The sequence below is a fragment of the Tessaracoccus yangjingae genome, assembly GCF_054483935.1.
On the sequence record NZ_CM137014.1, the window covers coordinates 2,364,639 to 2,380,701 of the forward strand.

Annotated in this window: 22 protein-coding genes; 15 read left to right on the top strand and 7 right to left on the bottom strand. The window is 68.3% G+C overall.

Annotated elements, in window-relative coordinates; all coding sequences use genetic code 11:
* The first annotated feature begins 1 nt into the window (after position 1).
* The 12 genes from ACX1D3_RS10520 to ACX1D3_RS10575 all read left to right on the top strand — a co-directional run bounded on the left by ACX1D3_RS10520 (position 2) and on the right by ACX1D3_RS10575 (position 9,294).
* Positions 2 to 1,144, top strand: coding sequence for an MraY family glycosyltransferase (locus ACX1D3_RS10520; protein ID WP_458993830.1), 1,143 nt, complete (start codon positions 2 to 4; stop codon positions 1,142 to 1,144).
* Positions 1,137 to 1,589 (top strand): hypothetical protein, encoded by a 453-nt coding sequence (locus ACX1D3_RS10525; protein ID WP_458993831.1) that lies wholly within the window; start codon positions 1,137 to 1,139, stop codon positions 1,587 to 1,589. Before ACX1D3_RS10520 ends, ACX1D3_RS10525 begins: the two co-directional genes overlap by 8 nt.
* Before the next feature lie 112 nt (positions 1,590 to 1,701).
* The gene (locus ACX1D3_RS10530) at positions 1,702 to 1,866 is read left to right on the top strand and encodes a hypothetical protein (protein ID WP_458993832.1); all 165 of its coding nucleotides are present in this window, start codon (positions 1,702 to 1,704) and stop codon (positions 1,864 to 1,866) included.
* A gap of 17 nt (positions 1,867 to 1,883) precedes the next feature.
* Positions 1,884 to 2,669: a F0F1 ATP synthase subunit A gene (gene atpB, locus ACX1D3_RS10535; RefSeq protein ID WP_458993833.1), complete on the top strand. Its 786-nt coding sequence runs from the start codon at positions 1,884 to 1,886 to the stop codon at positions 2,667 to 2,669.
* Positions 2,670 to 2,728: 59 nt separating this feature from the next.
* Positions 2,729 to 2,947, top strand: a complete 219-nt coding sequence (locus ACX1D3_RS10540) for an ATP synthase F0 subunit c (RefSeq protein WP_182784116.1) — start codon at positions 2,729 to 2,731, stop codon at positions 2,945 to 2,947.
* A gap of 8 nt (positions 2,948 to 2,955) precedes the next feature.
* A complete protein-coding gene (locus ACX1D3_RS10545; RefSeq protein ID WP_458993834.1) occupies positions 2,956 to 3,501 on the top strand; it encodes a F0F1 ATP synthase subunit B in 546 nt (181 codons plus the stop codon).
* Between the two features lie 38 nt (positions 3,502 to 3,539).
* Positions 3,540 to 4,295, top strand: a complete 756-nt coding sequence (locus ACX1D3_RS10550) for a F0F1 ATP synthase subunit delta (RefSeq protein WP_458993835.1) — start codon at positions 3,540 to 3,542, stop codon at positions 4,293 to 4,295.
* Positions 4,296 to 4,313: 18 nt separating this feature from the next.
* Positions 4,314 to 5,951: a F0F1 ATP synthase subunit alpha gene (atpA, locus tag ACX1D3_RS10555; protein WP_458993836.1), complete on the top strand. Its 1,638-nt coding sequence runs from the start codon at positions 4,314 to 4,316 to the stop codon at positions 5,949 to 5,951.
* Between the two features lie 3 nt (positions 5,952 to 5,954).
* The gene (locus ACX1D3_RS10560) at positions 5,955 to 6,854 is read left to right on the top strand and encodes a F0F1 ATP synthase subunit gamma (RefSeq protein ID WP_458993837.1); all 900 of its coding nucleotides are present in this window, start codon (positions 5,955 to 5,957) and stop codon (positions 6,852 to 6,854) included.
* Between the two features lie 22 nt (positions 6,855 to 6,876).
* Positions 6,877 to 8,328: a F0F1 ATP synthase subunit beta gene (gene atpD, locus ACX1D3_RS10565; protein WP_458993838.1), complete on the top strand. Its 1,452-nt coding sequence runs from the start codon at positions 6,877 to 6,879 to the stop codon at positions 8,326 to 8,328.
* Positions 8,329 to 8,330: 2 nt separating this feature from the next.
* Positions 8,331 to 8,738, top strand: coding sequence for a F0F1 ATP synthase subunit epsilon (locus ACX1D3_RS10570; RefSeq protein WP_458993839.1), 408 nt, complete (start codon positions 8,331 to 8,333; stop codon positions 8,736 to 8,738).
* Between the two features lie 112 nt (positions 8,739 to 8,850).
* Positions 8,851 to 9,294 carry a DUF2550 domain-containing protein gene (locus ACX1D3_RS10575; RefSeq protein ID WP_458993840.1) on the top strand — a complete coding sequence of 148 codons (444 nt, stop codon included), beginning with the start codon at positions 8,851 to 8,853 and terminating at the stop codon, positions 9,292 to 9,294.
* Positions 9,295 to 9,306: 12 nt separating this feature from the next.
* On the opposite strand, the gene ACX1D3_RS10580 is transcribed toward ACX1D3_RS10575, so the two are convergent.
* Complete coding sequence (locus tag ACX1D3_RS10580; RefSeq protein WP_458993841.1) at positions 9,307 to 9,903, bottom strand: cob(I)yrinic acid a,c-diamide adenosyltransferase; 597 nt, start codon at positions 9,901 to 9,903, stop codon at positions 9,307 to 9,309.
* Here ACX1D3_RS10580 and ACX1D3_RS10585 point away from each other — a divergent pair.
* A complete protein-coding gene (locus tag ACX1D3_RS10585; protein WP_458993842.1) occupies positions 9,902 to 10,591 on the top strand; it encodes a peptidylprolyl isomerase in 690 nt (229 codons plus the stop codon). The genes ACX1D3_RS10580 and ACX1D3_RS10585 overlap by 2 nt on opposite strands.
* Positions 10,592 to 10,597: 6 nt before the next feature.
* Here the strand turns inward: ACX1D3_RS10585 and ACX1D3_RS10590 are convergent, their stop codons facing one another.
* The 6 genes from ACX1D3_RS10590 to mce all read right to left on the bottom strand — a co-directional run bounded on the left by ACX1D3_RS10590 (position 10,598) and on the right by mce (position 15,195).
* Positions 10,598 to 11,374 (bottom strand): alpha/beta fold hydrolase, encoded by a 777-nt coding sequence (locus tag ACX1D3_RS10590; RefSeq protein ID WP_458993843.1) that lies wholly within the window; start codon positions 11,372 to 11,374, stop codon positions 10,598 to 10,600.
* On the bottom strand, positions 11,371 to 11,646 hold the full coding sequence (locus tag ACX1D3_RS10595; RefSeq protein ID WP_458993844.1) for an Rv1322 family protein: 276 nt from the start codon (positions 11,644 to 11,646) through the stop codon (positions 11,371 to 11,373). Before ACX1D3_RS10595 ends, ACX1D3_RS10590 begins: the two co-directional genes overlap by 4 nt.
* Entirely contained in the window at positions 11,646 to 12,341 is a 696-nt protein-coding gene (gene nucS / locus ACX1D3_RS10600) for an endonuclease NucS (RefSeq protein ID WP_458993845.1), read from the bottom strand. Before nucS ends, ACX1D3_RS10595 begins: the two co-directional genes overlap by 1 nt.
* Positions 12,342 to 12,361: 20 nt before the next feature.
* Entirely contained in the window at positions 12,362 to 13,573 is a 1,212-nt protein-coding gene (locus ACX1D3_RS10605) for an AI-2E family transporter (protein WP_458993846.1), read from the bottom strand.
* Positions 13,570 to 14,640 carry a DivIVA domain-containing protein gene (locus tag ACX1D3_RS10610; RefSeq protein ID WP_458993847.1) on the bottom strand — a complete coding sequence of 357 codons (1,071 nt, stop codon included), beginning with the start codon at positions 14,638 to 14,640 and terminating at the stop codon, positions 13,570 to 13,572. The genes ACX1D3_RS10605 and ACX1D3_RS10610 overlap by 4 nt, the downstream gene beginning before the upstream one ends.
* A 105-nt stretch (positions 14,641 to 14,745) precedes the next feature.
* Positions 14,746 to 15,195 carry a methylmalonyl-CoA epimerase gene (mce, locus tag ACX1D3_RS10615; RefSeq protein WP_458993848.1) on the bottom strand — a complete coding sequence of 150 codons (450 nt, stop codon included), beginning with the start codon at positions 15,193 to 15,195 and terminating at the stop codon, positions 14,746 to 14,748.
* 134 nt (positions 15,196 to 15,329) lie between these two features.
* On the opposite strand from mce, the gene ACX1D3_RS10620 reads away from it, so the two are divergent.
* Both ACX1D3_RS10620 and ACX1D3_RS10625 read left to right on the top strand, forming a co-directional pair.
* Positions 15,330 to 15,485 carry a hypothetical protein gene (locus tag ACX1D3_RS10620; protein WP_458993849.1) on the top strand — a complete coding sequence of 52 codons (156 nt, stop codon included), beginning with the start codon at positions 15,330 to 15,332 and terminating at the stop codon, positions 15,483 to 15,485.
* 1 nt (position 15,486) lies between these two features.
* Entirely contained in the window at positions 15,487 to 16,047 is a 561-nt protein-coding gene (locus ACX1D3_RS10625; RefSeq protein WP_458993850.1) for a PH domain-containing protein, read from the top strand.
* Positions 16,048 to 16,063 lie beyond the last annotated feature (16 nt).

Genomic DNA, 16,063 nt, shown 5'->3' on the forward strand with positions numbered 1-16,063 from the left:
CATGCGCGAATACCTCCTGGTGCTGCTCGTCGCCGCCGGCACGACCTATCTCCTGGCGGGCCTGGCCCGGAGCATCGCCGTGCGCACGGGCGCGCTCGCCACGGTGCGCAGCCGCGACGTCCACACCGAACCCATCCCGTACTTCGGCGGCGTCGCCATGTTCGGTGGCCTCGTCGTGGCGTTCCTGCTGGCCCTGCAGATGCCGTTCCTGGGCCGCTACACCACGGTGGAGCACGACGCCTGGGCGGTCGTGTGGGCCGGCCTCATCATCACGGTCATCGGGGTGCTCGACGACAAGTACGACATGCCCGCCATGGTCAAGCTCGGCGGGCAGGTGCTCGCCGCCGGTGTCGCGGTGCTGCAGGGGGTGCGGATCTACTGGATCCCGCTGCCCAACAGGATCGTCGCGCTGGACGACGTCACCAGCATCCTGATCACTGTCTTCTTCATCGCCCTGTGCGTCAACGCGGTCAACTTCGTCGACGGGCTGGACGGTCTCGCGGCGGGCGTGGTGACCATCGGTTCGGGCGCATTCTTCAGCTACACCTATGTGCTCGCCTACGAGCAGGAGCTGGTCCGGGCCACCACGGCGAGTCTCATCACCGTGGCCACCTGCGGCATCGCGGCGGGCTTCCTGCTGCACAACTTCCACCCGGCGAAGATGTTCATGGGAGATTCGGGGGCGATGCTGCTCGGGCTGCTCATGGCCATGAGCGCCATCTCGTTCACCGGCCAGCTCGATCCCGGAGCCACGGACCAGCAGGACGGCAACCTGCTGCCCGCCCTGCTGCCCATCCTGCTGCCGCTGGCCGCCCTCGCGCTGCCCATCGCCGACCTGATCCTCGCCTGGGCCCGGCGAACCTGGAAGGGGCAGCACGTCTTCCACGCGGACAAGCAGCACCTGCACCACCGGCTGCTGGCGATGGGCCACTCGCACTGGGGGGCCGTGCTGCTCATGTACGGCTGGACGGCCGTGGTGTCGGTGGGCCTGGTGGCGATCGCGCTGTCGAGCTGGCCCTACATGGGGTGGGTCGTCGGCCTCGCGCTGCTGACCGTCCTCGGCCTGACGATCCGGCCGGTGCGCTCGGCGCCGGCCGAGGTGGCCGCGGAACCTGACGTGGCCGCAGACGAGCGCCGTGGCTGAGCGACGGGTCACGGACGCCACGAGGCGCGCCCGGCAGATGATGATCGGCGGCCTGGTGGGCGGCCATACCGTCGGCCTGACGGTCATCGGGCTTGCGCTGGCGCTGGGTGGTGCTCCCGCCGCGGTCACCGCGGCGCTGGGGTTCGCCGCCGTCGTCATCTTCTACTCCGTGGGTCAGGCCATCGAGGTGGTGGCCTCGGAGCTCGCCGACTTCCAGGGGATGGCTCTGGTGCTGGTCAGCTACGCGGTGCGGGTGATCGGGATCGCGGCCGGGCTGTGGTTCATCCTCAGTCACCCCGCCGTCGCGCCGCTGGTGAGGGACGGCTGGTTGCTCCTCAGCGTGGCCGGAACCGTCCTGGCCTGGGTGACGGGGGTGGTGCTCGTGGCGGCGCGCCAGCGGGTGCCCGTCTACGACACCGAATACCACCCCCCGTCCCTGGACTGACCTCCGACGGAATATGATTCGGCGCCGCGTTTCCGCTAGGCTCACTCACGACATGGGCAATTCACCGTCGGGGAACGCGCCAGAAGGACCTGGAAGGCGCTCAGACGACGGCATGCTCGTGCTCAGCTACCTGCTCAGCGGGATCATCTTCTACGGTGGCCTCGGCTGGGTCGGGGACTACTTCCTGAATACCTCGTGGATGCTGCCGCTCGGCCTGATCCTGGGCCTTGTGACCAGCCTCTACCTCATCATCAAGCGATACGGGAGCGGTACGTGACACTGGGGCTACTTCCGATGGAGACCGGTAGCGAGGGCGGATACCACCCCCCAGGCACCGACGATTTCCTGTGGTACTCCGTCTGGCCGGGCGTGCTTCCGGACTGGATGAACAGGCCGTTCTTCCAGGCCCTGATCGGGGCCGCGCTGGTCATGATCGTGTGGTGGCTCGCCTCCAGGAACCTCAAGGTCAAGCCCACCAAGTCGCAGTTCCTGGCTGAGTACGTCTACGAGTTCGTGCGCAACGGCATCGCGCGCGACATTCTCCACCACGACTTCAAGAAGTACCTGCCCTACCTGCTGGGCCTGTTCTCGTTCATCCTGGTCAACAACTGGTTCGGCGAGTTCTTCCTCTTCATGTACCCCACGTTCTCCAACGTCGGCTACGCCTACGGCCTGGCCTTCCTGTCCTGGCTGATCTACGTGGGCGCCGGCTTCCGCAAGTGGGGCTTCGGCGGATTCCTGAAGAAGGCCCTCATCCCCGAGGGCGTGCCCGCCTATCTGCTGGTGCTGGTCATCCCCCTGGAGTTCCTGGCCACGTTCATCACGCGCCCGATCACGCTGGCCCTGCGTCTCTTCGCCAACCTGTTCGCCGGCCATCTCGTGGTCATGGTGTTCGTGGTGGGCGGCGGCTACCTCCTCACGGTGCAGGACAACCTGTTCTTCAATGTGGCCGGCGGCGTCTCGCTCGCGTTCAGCCTCATCATCCTCTGCCTGGAGCTGTTCATCGGCGCCCTGCAGGCCTACATCTTCACGGTCCTCACCGCCCAGTACGTGTCCACCTCGATCGCCGAGGCGCACTAAGTCAATCCGACTCCTGAGAAACAAGCCCGTTCTCAGAAGCCATCCGAAAGGAAAAATCAATGTCCCTCCTCGAAATCACCGGCTCGCTGAACATGATCGGCTACGCGATCGCCACGATCGCGCCGGCCCTCGGCGTCGCCTGGATCTTCGCGTCGGTCATCAACGGCACGGCCCGCCAGCCCGAGGCCCGTGGCGCCATGATGGGCACCGCCTTCATCGGCTTCGCCGTGGTTGAGGCTCTCGCCATCATCGCCATCGCCCTCGCCTTCGTCCTCTGAGCAGCATCATGTTCCCCTTCACCGGGGCGCTTCTCGAGATCGATCTGGGGCCCCTGCTGCCCCACTATCTCTCGGAGATCGTCGTCGGCATCGTCCTGATGCTGCTGATCTACGTGCTGATGCGCAAGGCCGTGGTACCGGCCTTCGAGAAGATGTACGAGGAGCGCTCGAACAAGATCGAGGGCGGCATGCAGCGGGCGGCGGCGGCGGAAGCCAAGGCCGCGGCTGCACTCGCCGAATACAGCGACCAGCTGGCCGCTGCCCGCGAAGAGGCCGCCCGCATCCGTGAGGACGCGAAGAACCAGTCCGCGACAGTGCTCGCCGAGGCCCGCGACAAGGCATCGAAGGAGTCCCAGCGGATTCTCGAGGCCGGCCGGGTGCAGCTTGAGGCCGAACGGGCACAGCTCGTCCACGACCTCCGGGGCGAGGTGGGCGGTATGGCCACCGTGCTGGCCGGCAAGATCGTCGGCGAGTCGCTCACCGATGACGAGCGCGCCATGCGCACCGTCGACCGGTTCCTGGCTGAGCTCGAGTCGGCGGGTCAGGCCCGATGATGGCCCGCGGCGCCGCACCCGCTGGACTCGATTCGTCTGTGGACGGCCTCTCTGCCGATGCCGCCACGGCGAGCGAGCTGTTCGCCGTCGTCGACCTGATCGACGGCCAGCCGATGCTGCGTCGTTCCCTGTCGGATCCGTCGGCCTCGTTCGAGGATCGCTCAGGGCTGGCGAAGCGGTTGTTCGGCGGTCGCGTGTCGGCGTCGACGCTTGCCGTCATCACGGAAGTGCTCGGCGCGTCCTGGGGCAGCGGCGCGGACATGGTGGCGGGCATCGAGCGGCAGGGCATTCGCCTGGCGCTCCAGTCGGCTCACCGGGCCGGGGACATCGACGAGGTGGCGGACCAGCTTCACGCGCTGGCGGCCACCATCGACTCGTCGCCCGAGCTGGCCGGGACCCTGCGCAACCAGACCTACCCCGTCGAGGCCAAGAAGTCCCTCGTGGACACCCTGATCGCGGGCAAGGTCCACCCTGTCACCCGAACCCTCGCGGGGCGGGCCGTCAGGGCCAGGCGCCGCAACATCGCGCAGACGGTCGGCACCATCCTGGAGATGGCGGCGGACGTGGCCGGAGAGAAGATCGCCCGCGTCACGGTGGCACGACCTCTCGATGAGGCGCGCGTCGCGCGGCTCAAGAGGGCCCTGGAGGCCCAGGTCGGCCGCACCGTGTCCCTGCAGATCGACGTGGACCCCTCGGTCCTCGGCGGCATGAATGTGGCCATCGACGACGACGTCATCGAATCAACCGTTGCCGCCCGGCTTGACCAGGCTCGTCGGCAACTCAACTCCCGTTAGACGAAAGTAGATAACGCAATGGCTGAACTCACCATCAGTCCGGACGAGATCCGCAGCGCGCTGGACGACTTTGTCCAGTCTTACCAGCCCCAGGCCGCTTCACGGACCGAGGTCGGCACCGTCGTGACCTCGGGAGACGGCATCGCGCGGGTCGAGGGTCTCCCCTCGGCGATGGCGAACGAGCTGTTGCGCTTCGCGAACGGCACTCTGGGCATCGCACTCAACCTGGACGAGCGTGAGATCGGCGTCGTCGTCCTCGGGGACTCCGAGGGCATCGACGAGGGCTCCATCGTGCACGGCACGGGCGACGTGCTGTCCGTCCCCGTCGGCGACGGGTACCTCGGCCGCGTCGTGGATGCCATGGGCAACCCGATCGACGGCCTCGGCGAGATCACCGACATCGACGGCCGACGGGCGCTGGAGCTCCAGGCGGCCGGCGTCATGGACCGGCAGGAGGTGCGCGAGCCCCTGCAGACCGGCCTCAAGGCCATCGACGCGATGATCCCGATCGGCCGAGGCCAGCGTCAGCTCATCATCGGTGACCGCAAGACGGGCAAGACGGCCATCGCGATCGACGCGATCATCAACCAGAAGGCCAACTGGGAGTCCGGCGACAAGAAGAAGCAGGTCCGCTGCATCTACGTCGCCATCGGCCAGAAGGGCTCGACGATCGCTGAGGTCCGCAGCACCCTCGAGGCTGCAGGCGCGCTGGAGTACACCACCATCGTGCACTCCCCGGCCTCCGACCCCGCGGGCTTCAAGTACATCGCCCCCTACTCCGGTTCGGCCATCGGCCAGCACTGGATGTACCAGGGCGCCCACGTGCTCATCGTGTTCGACGACCTGACCAAGCAGGCCGAGGCGTACCGCGCCATGTCCCTGCTGCTGCGCCGGCCCCCGGGCCGCGAGGCCTACCCCGGCGACGTGTTCTACCTCCACTCCCGTCTCCTGGAGCGCTGCGCCAAGCTCTCCGATGAGCTCGGCGGCGGCTCGATGACGGGTCTGCCCATCATCGAGACCAAGGCCAACGACGTGTCGGCCTACATCCCCACCAACGTGATCTCGATCACCGACGGACAGATCTTCCTCCAGTCGGACCTGTTCAACGCCAACCAGCGCCCCGCCGTCGACGTGGGTGTGTCGGTGTCGCGAGTCGGTGGTGCCGCGCAGATCAAGGCCATGAAGGCCGTGGCCGGGTCGCTGAAGATCAGCCTGGCGCAGTACCGCGACATGCAGGCCTTCGCCATGTTCGCCTCCGACCTGGACGCGGCCACGCGACGGCAGCTCGACCGTGGTGCGCGGCTCACCGAGCTGCTCCGCCAGGGCCAGTACGCCCCCTACCCGGTCGAGGACCAGGTCGTGTCCGTGTGGGCGGGCATCGAAGGCCACTTCGACGACGTTCCGGTCGACGACGTGCTGCGCTTCGAGCAGGAGTTCCTTGAGCACCTCGGCCACAACGGCAGTGTGCTGCAGACCATCGCCCAGACCCAGCTCTTCGGTGATGACCTCAAGGACGCCACCCTCAAAGCACTGGGTGATTTCAAGACCGTCTTCCGCACCTCCGAGGGCAAGCTGCTCGTGGGGCGCGAGGAGCACAAGCCGCTCGCGGACGAGGAGATCGGCCAGGAGACGATCGTCCGCCAGAAGCGGGGTTAGTCGATGGCTAGCAGTCTGCGGGAGCTTCGCGAGCGCCGGAGGTCGGTGAGCACGACGAAGAAGATCACCCGCGCCATGGAGCTGATCGCCGCGTCGCGCATCATCAAGGCGCAGAACGCGGCCCGGTCCGCGCTGCCGTACACGCGTGAGCTGACCAGGGCGGTCTCGTCCCTGGCCAGCGCGCACGATCTGGATCACCCGCTCCTTGTCGACGTCGAACAGCCGCGCCGCTCCGCGGTTCTGCTGGTGACATCGGACCGCGGCCTGGCCGGGGCGTACTCGGCCAACGTGATCAAGGCGGCCGAGCAGCTGCACACCAAGCTCAAGGGCGAGGGCCAGGACGTCGTGATGTACATCACGGGGCAGAAGGGCGTGGCCTACTACGACTTCCGCAAGCGTCCCGTCGAGAGGAGCTGGACCGGCTTCTCCGACCGGCCCACCTACGACAACGCTCGTGAGATCGCCCAGGTGCTGCTGGACAAGTTCCTGCAGCCCACCGAGGAGGGGGGCGTGGACCAGCTGCACGTGGTCAACACCCGCTTCGTGTCGATGCTCACCCAGACCGCGACCACCCGGCGCCTGTTGCCGCTCGTCGTCGAGGACGCCCCGGTGGATCCTGACCCCGCATCGGAGGAGCTCAACCCGTTCTTCCACTTCGAGCCGGACATCCGCACGGTGCTGGACTCGCTCCTGCCGCTGTTCGTGGCCAACCGCATCTACAGCGCCCTGCTGCAGTCGGCGGCCTCTGAGCTGGCCAGCCGCCAGCGGGCGATGAAGTCCGCGACGGACAACGCCCAGGCGCTGATCGAGCAGCTCACCCGCGAGGCGAACCAGGCCCGCCAGGCGGAGATCACCCAAGAAATCACTGAAATCGTCGGTGGCGCCTCGGCGCTGTCCGAGTAGCCGTCAAACGAATGAGGAACTAATGACTGCCACTGTTAGCGAGACGTCGCCGGCCACCACCGGTGGCGTCGGTCGAGTTGCCCGCGTCATCGGCCCCGTCGTCGACGTCGAGTTCGCGGCTGATCAGATCCCGTCGATCGGCAACGCGCTGCTGGTCGAGACCGAGGTCATGGGCGAGAAGCGGACCATGACCATGGAGACGGCCCTGCACGTGGGCGACAACTTGGTCCGCGCCATCGCGCTCAAGCCCACCGACGGCATGCGTCGTGGCGCCGAGGTGCGCGACACCGGGGCGCCCATCTCGGTGCCGGTGGGCGACGTCACCAAGGGCCACGTCTGGAACGTGACCGGTGATGTGCTGAACGTGGACCCGTCCACCATCGAGATCACCGAGCGTTGGCCCATCCACCGCGCGGCGCCGAAGTTCGACGCCCTCGAGCCCCGCACCGAGATGCTGGAGACCGGCATCAAGGTGCTGGATCTCCTCACCCCGTACGTGAAGGGCGGCAAGATCGGCCTGTTCGGCGGCGCCGGCGTCGGCAAGACGGTCCTCATCCAGGAGATGATCTACCGCATCGCCCACAACTTCGGCGGCACCTCGGTGTTCGCCGGTGTGGGGGAGCGCACCCGCGAGGGCAACGACCTCATCAACGAGATGGAGGAGGCGGGCGTCCTCAAGGACACCGCGCTGGTGTTCGGTCAGATGGACGAGCCCCCGGGCACGCGTCTGCGCGTCGCCCTGTCCGCCCTGACGATGGCCGAGTACTTCCGCGACGTCCAGAACCAGGACGTGCTGCTGTTCATCGACAACATCTTCCGCTTCACGCAGGCGGGTTCCGAGGTGTCGACGCTGCTCGGCCGCATGCCCTCGGCGGTGGGCTACCAGCCCAACCTGGCCGACGAAATGGGTCAGCTGCAGGAGCGGATCACCTCCACCAAGGGCCACTCGATCACCTCGATGCAGGCCATCTACGTGCCGGCCGACGACTACACCGACCCGGCGCCGGCCACCACGTTCGCGCACCTGGACGCCACCACTGAGCTGTCCCGCGAGATCGCCTCGCGTGGCCTCTACCCGGCCGTGGACCCGCTGTCGTCGTCGAGCCGCATCCTGGACCCGCAGTACATCGGCCAGGTGCACTACGACACCGCGGTGCGCGTGAAGCAGATCCTTCAGCGCAACAAGGAGCTGCAGGACATCATCGCCATCCTGGGCGTCGACGAGCTGTCCGAGGAGGACAAGATCGTCGTCAACCGCGCGCGTCGCATCCAGCAGTTCCTCTCGCAGAACACCTACATGGCCGAGAAGTTCACCAACATCCCGGGCTCCACGGTGCCGCTGGCAGACACCATCGAGGCGTTCCAGATGATCACCCGCGGCGATGTCGACCACATCGCCGAGCAGGCGTTCTTCAACGTGGGTGGCATGGACGACGTGATGGCCAACTGGTCGAAGATCCAGAAGGAAGACTGATCGTGGCCAGGCCCCCGCTCCACGTCGAGGTCGTCGCGGCGGACCGCCTGGTCTGGTCGGGCGAGTCGGTCAACATCATCGCGCGGACGGTTGAGGGCGACATCGGCATCCTCCCCGGTCACGAGCCGCTCCTGGCGGTGTTGGTGCCCTGCGTGGTCGAGATCGTCACGGCCGACGGCCGAAGCGAGTCTCTGGCCGTCGACGGCGGCTATATCTCCGTGGCCCATGGGCGCGTGTCGGTGCTCAGCCAGTCTGCGACCCTCGGCCACGAGGTGGGACTGGATGAGGCCCGCCGGGAGGCGTCCACGTTGGAGGCCAAAGCCATGCAGGGCGACGCCGACGACGACGAGCTGCATCACCTCCGTATCCTCCAGGCCCAGATCCGCGCCGGTGAAAGGGCGACAACCTAACAGCTGTGAACCGCTCAGGGCGGCTCTTCCGAAATCGGGGGAGCTGCCCTGAGCGCATATCAGGGTCCAGCGACCCGGACGGGAGTGGCGAGCGGTGGTGTGGCAGTTTGTCATGACCGCGGTGATCATCATCGCCGTGGTGCTGCTGCCCTTCGTGCTGCTCTACCTCCGCCGCCGCTGGCTCACCGGCCAGGGCGGACTCTTCGACTGCGCGCATCGCGTGCGTGACGACTCTCCAGGGGCCGGCTGGGTTCTCGGCATGGCCCGGTTCCGGGGCGAGAGCCTGGAGTGGTTCCGTTCGTTCTCGTTCGGTCTGAAGCCGCAGATGGTGCTGCAGCGCGCCGCGACCACCTACCTGCACCGGCGATCCCCGGAGGGGATCGAGGCCATCGCGCTGTTCGACAATTCGGTCATCGTGACGGTCAAGGACCGCACGACGGCGCACGTCCACACGCTGGCGATGGCCAGCGACGAGGTCCTTGCGCTGATGAGCTGGCTGGAATCGGCGCCCCCCGGCAGCCACTACCTCCCGTCCAGCGCCGACTCCCCCCGCTGAGCGGGTGGGTGTTCAGGCGGGCTTCACCCGGTCCGTGCCCGGCACCCAGAGGATCTCGCCCGCAGTGCCGTTCGCTGCCCGCGACATGATGAACAGCAGGTCGGACAGCCGGTTGAGGTAGGTGATGGCCAGGAGGTTGACCCCGCCGTCGGGGGCTGTGCCGTGGGCGTCGACGCAGCGCCAGGCGGCCCTCTCGGCCCGCCTCGCGACGGTGCGCGCCACGTGCAGCTGCGCGCCCGCGGGGGTACCGCCGGGAAGGATGAAGCTACGCAGCACCGGCAGCGACTCCTGGAGCTCGTCGCAGTAGGCCTCCAGCCGGTCCACCGAGGGCTGCTCGATCCGGAGCGGCGGCCACGGCGGCGCCGGGTTCAGCGGCGTGGACAGGTCCGCCCCGACGTCGAACAGCTCGTTGCTGATGAGGGCAAGCATCTCCACCACCCGCGGGGGGAGCCCCCCTGTCGCGACCGCGACACCGATGGCCGCGTTGGCCTCGTCGACGTGCCCGTAGGCCTCAACGCGGAGGTCCGTCTTGGGGACCTCGGAGTTGTCCGAGAGCCGGGTGGTGCCGGCGTCACCGGTGCGCGTGTAGATCTTGGAGAGTGTGACCATGCCCCCAATCTATGCCAAGCTGGGGCACGTGCGCATGCGACCCCTCACCCTCCTGACCGTGGCGGCGATGCTCGCCGTCACGGGCTGTCAGAACGCGAACGAGTCCAACGACGGCAACGTCGAGGCGGCCTCGGGCGTGGAGTGCGAGTACCCGTCCGACGGGGAGCCCGCCCGCCCCGTCGACCCCCCGAACGGTGACAACGTGTCCGATCAGGGCACCGTGGGAGTGACCCTCCACCTGACCGCGGGTGACGTGAACCTCACCCTGGACCGCGCGAAGGCACCCTGCACCGTCAACTCGTTCGTCTCCCTCGCGGAGCAGGGGTACTTCGACGACACCGAGTGCCACCGACTCGTGGACTACGGGATCTTCATCCTCCAGTGCGGTGATCCCACCGCCACCGGCACGGGTGGTCCGGGCTACACCATCCCCGACGAGCTCGTTCCGGCCCCCAGCTACCCCGCCGGCACCGTCGCCATGGCCAAGCGGCAGCCGCCCAACACGGGCGGCGCGCAGTTCTTCCTGGTCTGGGCCGACACGCCCCTGCCGCCGGAGTACACCGTCTTCGGGACCATGGATCAGGCAGGACTGGACGTGGTGGGCGGGATCGCGGCGCAGGGCGTGGACGCCGCGGACCAGACCTCGCCCATCGCTGAGGCGAAGATCACCTCCGTCACCCTCGGCTGAGCGCCACTACCGGTCAGCGGTGAGGAAATGCCGGGCGACGGTGACGAACCCGTCCGGGTCGTCGGCGTGCACCCAGTGGCCCGCGCGCTTCAAGGTGAGTTGCAGCACGCGCGGGAAGAGGCGGCGCATCGGCTCGAGGTGCTCAGGTTGAACGTACGGTGAACGGCCACCGTTGACCCACAGGACCGGACCGTCGTAGCTGCCGTCGATGGCGGGCCAGCCGCCTACGGCGTGGAGTGAATCGCCGAGCAGGTCGAGGTTGGCCAGCCAGGACCAGTGCTGACCCTTGTGGCGGAGGTTCTGGAGCAGGAAGCGGCGCACCGTGACGTCCGGGATCAGCTCGGCCAGGGCCTCGTCGGCCTGGGCGCGGCTGGTCAGGTCGTCGAGATCCAGGGTGCGCAGCGCCGCCACGAGGTTGACGAAGGTCGCCGCCGCGACGTTGCGGGCAGGCGAGATGTCCAGCACCATGAGCCGCTCGACCAGCTCGCCCCGGCGCAACGCCAGACGCATCGCGATCTTGCCCCCGAGGGAGTGACCGATGAGGGCCACGGGGGAGTCGAAGCGGGAGGCCAGCCAGTCACCGACCACCTCGGCCTGGCCGTCCAGTGAGAACTCCTCGGTCCACGCTGAGCGCCCGTGGTTCGGCAGGTCGACGAGGTGGCAGGTGGCCACATCGCCCAGCCTGGCCGCCACGGTGCCGAAGTTCTTGCCCTGGCCGAACAGGCCGTGCAGGAACACGGCCTGGACCGGCCCCGACCCGACGACCATCTCGTGCAGGCTCACCGGTGTGCCGCCCAGCAGTGGGTGTGCCAATGCCGACGGAGTTCCAGCCCCGTCTCGGCGCCCAGCGGCGGCATGGCCGGCCATGCGACGACGTGAGCCGTGCCGGGAGCGATCCTCTGGTGGCAGCCGGGACACCGGTACTCCTTCTCGGAGCGCTGGGCCGGCACGCTGCGCACGATGTAGTCCACCCCCCGGCGGTGCACCCGGCTCTGCGACCCGCCGGACAGCAGGGGTCGCGGCGCGCGGAGGTGCTTCGAGGGGCGCCTGGCCATCAGAACAACCGCTCGTCAGCGTTGTCCAGGCCGCGTAGCGCGTCGTAATCGATGAGGCGCCACTCGATGCCCCGATCGGCCGCCAGCGTGCGCGCCTGCGGCTTGATCTGCTGGCCGGCGAAGATGCCCCTCACCGGCGCCAGGTGCGGGTCCCGGTTCATGAGGTCCAGATATCGCGTCAACTGCTCGACGCCGTCGATCTCGCCGCGACGCTTCACCTCGACGGCGACGTAGGCCCCGCGGTCGTCGCGCAGCAGCAGGTCGACGGGTCCGATGGGCGTGAGGTATTCGCGCTGGATCAGCTTCATGCCGTCGCCCAGGGTGCCGGGGTGTTCGGCCAGGAGCGCCTGGAGGTGCGCCTCGACGCCGTCCTTCTGCAGGCCGGGATCCAGCCCGAGCTCGTGGGCCGAATCATGCAGGACCTCCGCCACCAGGATTCGCAGGGTGTCGCCGTCCTTGGCTCTCACCTGCCACACCTCGGTCACGCCGAGCGCCTCGGCGGCCTCCACGTCCGGGGCGTCCACGGTGAGGGTGCAGGGGGGGCTCATCCAGTTGAGCGGCTTGTAGGCGCGGTCATCGGCGTGCACCGAGACGGACCCGTCGGCCTTGACCAGGATCAGCCGGGTGGCCATCGGCAGGTGGGCCGTCAGCCTTCCGACGTAGTCCACCTGACACTTCGCTACCACCAAACGCACTGGGCCAACCTACCAAGACGTCAGGCCGCGTCCAGCGCAGGCTGCACGATCTCGCGGTAGAGCAGCAGGAGTGCCGCCGTGGTGGGGATGGCGATGACCGCTCCGATGACCCCGAACAGCATCCCGCCGACGATGGCGGACAGCACCACCAGAGCTCCTGGCACCTTCACGGTGCGCTTCAGGACTGTGGGGTACAGGACGTAGGCGTCGAACTGCTGGTAGATGAGGAAGTAGATGATGGTGGCGATCCCGATGGTGGGGTTGACGGCGAACGCCACGACGGCCACGCTCGCCATCGCCAGAGAGGACCCGATCAGGGGGATGAAGCAGAACAGGGCCACGACGAACGCGAGCGCCAGCGAGTAGCTGCCGAGGCCTGCGATGTTCATGAACACGAACGCGCACACCGAGGCCACCGATACGATGACGAACATGCCGGTGATGTAGCCAGACACGCCCCGGAAGATCTCATCGGCCAGGTACCTGGTGCGTGCGCGTCGGCTCCTGGGGGCGAACGCGTAGAGCGTCTCCTTGATGGTGGGGAGCGAGGCGAGGAAGTAGACCGTCAGCACCAGGGTCACGATCACTGAGAACACCAGGTTGGCCACCAGGCGCCCTGCACCCCACAGGCCACCGAACAGGTTGTTGATCAGCGCGCCCGAGGCGAAGAAGTCCGTGACGGTCTGGGTGATGTTGTACTCCTCCTCCCATGCGGCGATCTGGGGGTGTTGAGCCAGGTTCTGCAACAGCTGAGGCAGGTTCCGGGTCAGCGCAGCGGTCTGCTCGGTCAGCACGGGCACCAGTGCCGTGACGCCGAGGGCGATGACGGCCAGCAGCCCGATGGTCACGATGGTCACCGCGAACGGCCTGGGCATGCGCCGTCGGGTGAGGAACTCGACGGCAGGGCTGAGGCCCAGCGCCAGGAAGAGGGCCATCACCACGAGGATGAGGACGCTCTGCACGGTGATGATCGCCTGGGCGAGGGCCACTGCCATCAACACACCCAAGGCACCCATGAAGCCGAACAGGAACGGGGACGGCCACGGGGACCGCTCCCGCGGGTCCACAGCGGCAGGCGGGACCGGCACGATGATGGGCTCGGGCGTGGGCGTCAGGAGGGTGCGGGCACTCTGGGCCATCATGCCCGCCCCGCGGCGGAACAGGCCGCGACGCCGCGGTGGTGGGGCGGGTGCCTGGGCCGGCTCCGCCGCGTCGTCGGTCGGGCCGGTCACTGGGGGGTGTCGTCCTTCGTGATCACAGCTGTCAGGTCGTCCTCGAAGCGGGCCGACTCCTCGGCGAGCGCGCGGAGGTTGCTGAGTTGGGCCAGCGCGGTGGCACGGCGGCTCTCCAGCGCCGCGATCTCACGCTCGAGCTGCTCCTTGCGCCAGGCCACCTTCTCCTCGAGCGCGGTCTCCGCGTCCCGGGCCCTGGCGTGCATGGTCGCCAACGTCTCCTCGCTCTCCCGCGTGGCGCCGAGCCTGATCTCCTCCGCCGAGGCCACCGCCTCGGCACGGATCCGCTGGGCCTCCTCACGCGCCTCCGCGGCCCGCGCGGCGGCGTCGGTCGCCTCCTTGTCGGCCTGGGCGAGCCGATCCTTCAGCGACTGCTCCGCCTCCCTGGCCGTGGCGGCGGCCGCGGCCAGCGTCTCCTCGGCCGACCGTTCAGCGGCGAGCCTGATCTCGGAGCCGGCCCGCGACGCGTCCTGCGCGCGGCGGGCGCCCTCGATCTTGGCGCTTTCCAGCAGCGCGGCGGCTTCGAGGTTGGCCGCGTCCAGGACCGCCTTGGCCTTGGCGCGCGCGTCGGCGACGATCAGGTCCGCGTCCCGCCTGGCCATCTCGAGGGTGGCCTTGCCGGCGTCGGCCTGCTGCTGGCGCAGCTCGCGCAGCCCGGCGAGCCCGGTCAGCCGTACGTCGTCCGCCTCCTGCTGCGCCGACTCGCGGAGGGTGGCGGCGGTGCGCCGGGCCTCGGTCTTGATGCGTTCGGCCTCCTGCTGGGCGGTGGAGACGATGTCTCCCGCCTGCGCCTCCGCGGAACGAAGCAGCCCCGTGGCGTGCGCGCCGAGGCGGGTGAAGTCGGTGGTGCCCTGCTCGGCCTTGATGAAGGCGATCTCGCGGGTGCGCTCGCGCACCTGCATCTTCAACTGGCTGACCTGCGTCTCGACCTCGCGGACGTAGCTGTCCACGGCGTGCTTGTCGTAGCCCAGCATCGAGTGCGGGAAGCTGCCCGCCGCGGTCGCACGGTCATCGAACAGGTTGAGACCGGTCTCTTCGCTGTCGAAGTCGCTCCTGGGTGCGGACACCGGCACTCCTCTCATGGACGGGGTTCGTCTCCACCGAGCCTAGTCGCTCCGCACGGGCGAAGAGGGCAGGGTGCGTGCACCCTGCCCTCCTCGATAGCTCGATGATCAGTGCTCGGCGGGCTCCTTCGGCAGCTCCACCAGCTCCAGCAGCACGCCGCGGGCGTCCTTGGGGTGCACGAAGTTGATGCGTGAACCGCCGGTGCCGCGCTTGGCCTCGGGGAAGAGGAGGCGCATGCCGCGCTCCTTCAGGACCGCGGAGACGTGGTCCAGGTCCGCGACGCGGTAGGCCAGCTGCTGCATGCCGGGGCCGTTCTTGGTCAGGAACTTGGCGATGGTCGAGTTCTCGTTGAGGGGGGCCAGCAGCTGGATCTTGGCGTTCTCCTCGCCCTGCTCGCCGGTCCCGATCATGGCCTCGGCCACGCCCTGCTCCTCGTTGACCTCGCGGTGCAGCTCGCGCCAGCCGAAGGTCTCGGTGTGGAACTTGACGGCCTCGTCGAGGTCCGGGACGGCCAGGCCGACGTGATCGATGCAGATGAAGAGATCAGAGTTGTCCATGGGCGCCAGTTTCCCACACGCGACCCGGCCACGGGCCTCGGGGGTGGGAGAACAGTGCCCACCGTCGGCGCGTCGTCGCGGACAACGCTGGGCGGTGCGGCAGACTGGCAGCCGAACGACGCGAGGAGGACGCCGTGATTGGTTGGCTGAAGAAGGCCCTGTTGTTGCTGGTGGCCGCCTTCGTGTTGTTCTACCTGTTCACCCGGCCAGAGGCCGCGGCCGAGGCGGTCAAGTCCTTCTTCGGAGCTTTCGAGGCGATCGGACGGTTCTTCACCTCGCTGGCCGCCTGAGGTGAACTTCTTCCGCAGCCTCGTCGTGCCCGACGTGCAGGGGCACCTCCTCGTGGACGAGGGCGAGGTGGTCATCGACGAGGTCCGCAAGCACTGGGCCGCCACCTTCTGGTGGTACGCCCTCGCCTCGTTGGGAATCCCGCTGCTCCTGGCCGCGTTCGGGGCGGACTCGCTCTGGTGGGGCCCCGTGATCCTGGGGGTCGCGGTGATCGGGGTGGGCCTCTGGAAGGTGCACGTGGCGCGCATGGACCGCTTCGTCATCACCAACATGCGGGTGTTCCGCGTGCACGGCGTGTTCGACCGGTCGCTGGCCACCATGCCGATGACCCGCATCCTCGACATCTCGATGTACCGGTCGCTGATGGGCCAGGTGCTGGGCTACGGGCACTTCGTCTTCGAGTCCGCGGCGCAGGGGCAGGGGCTCCGGGAGATCCGGTACGTGGGGGACCCCGACCGCCGCGACCTCACCATTCAGCGCGTCATCCAGCGCTCCGGCCTCCGTCAGACGATGCGGATGGACCCGGTCTCCATCGAGACCCCCAACGAGGCCGACGGCATCTGACCGGGCCCACCGGGTC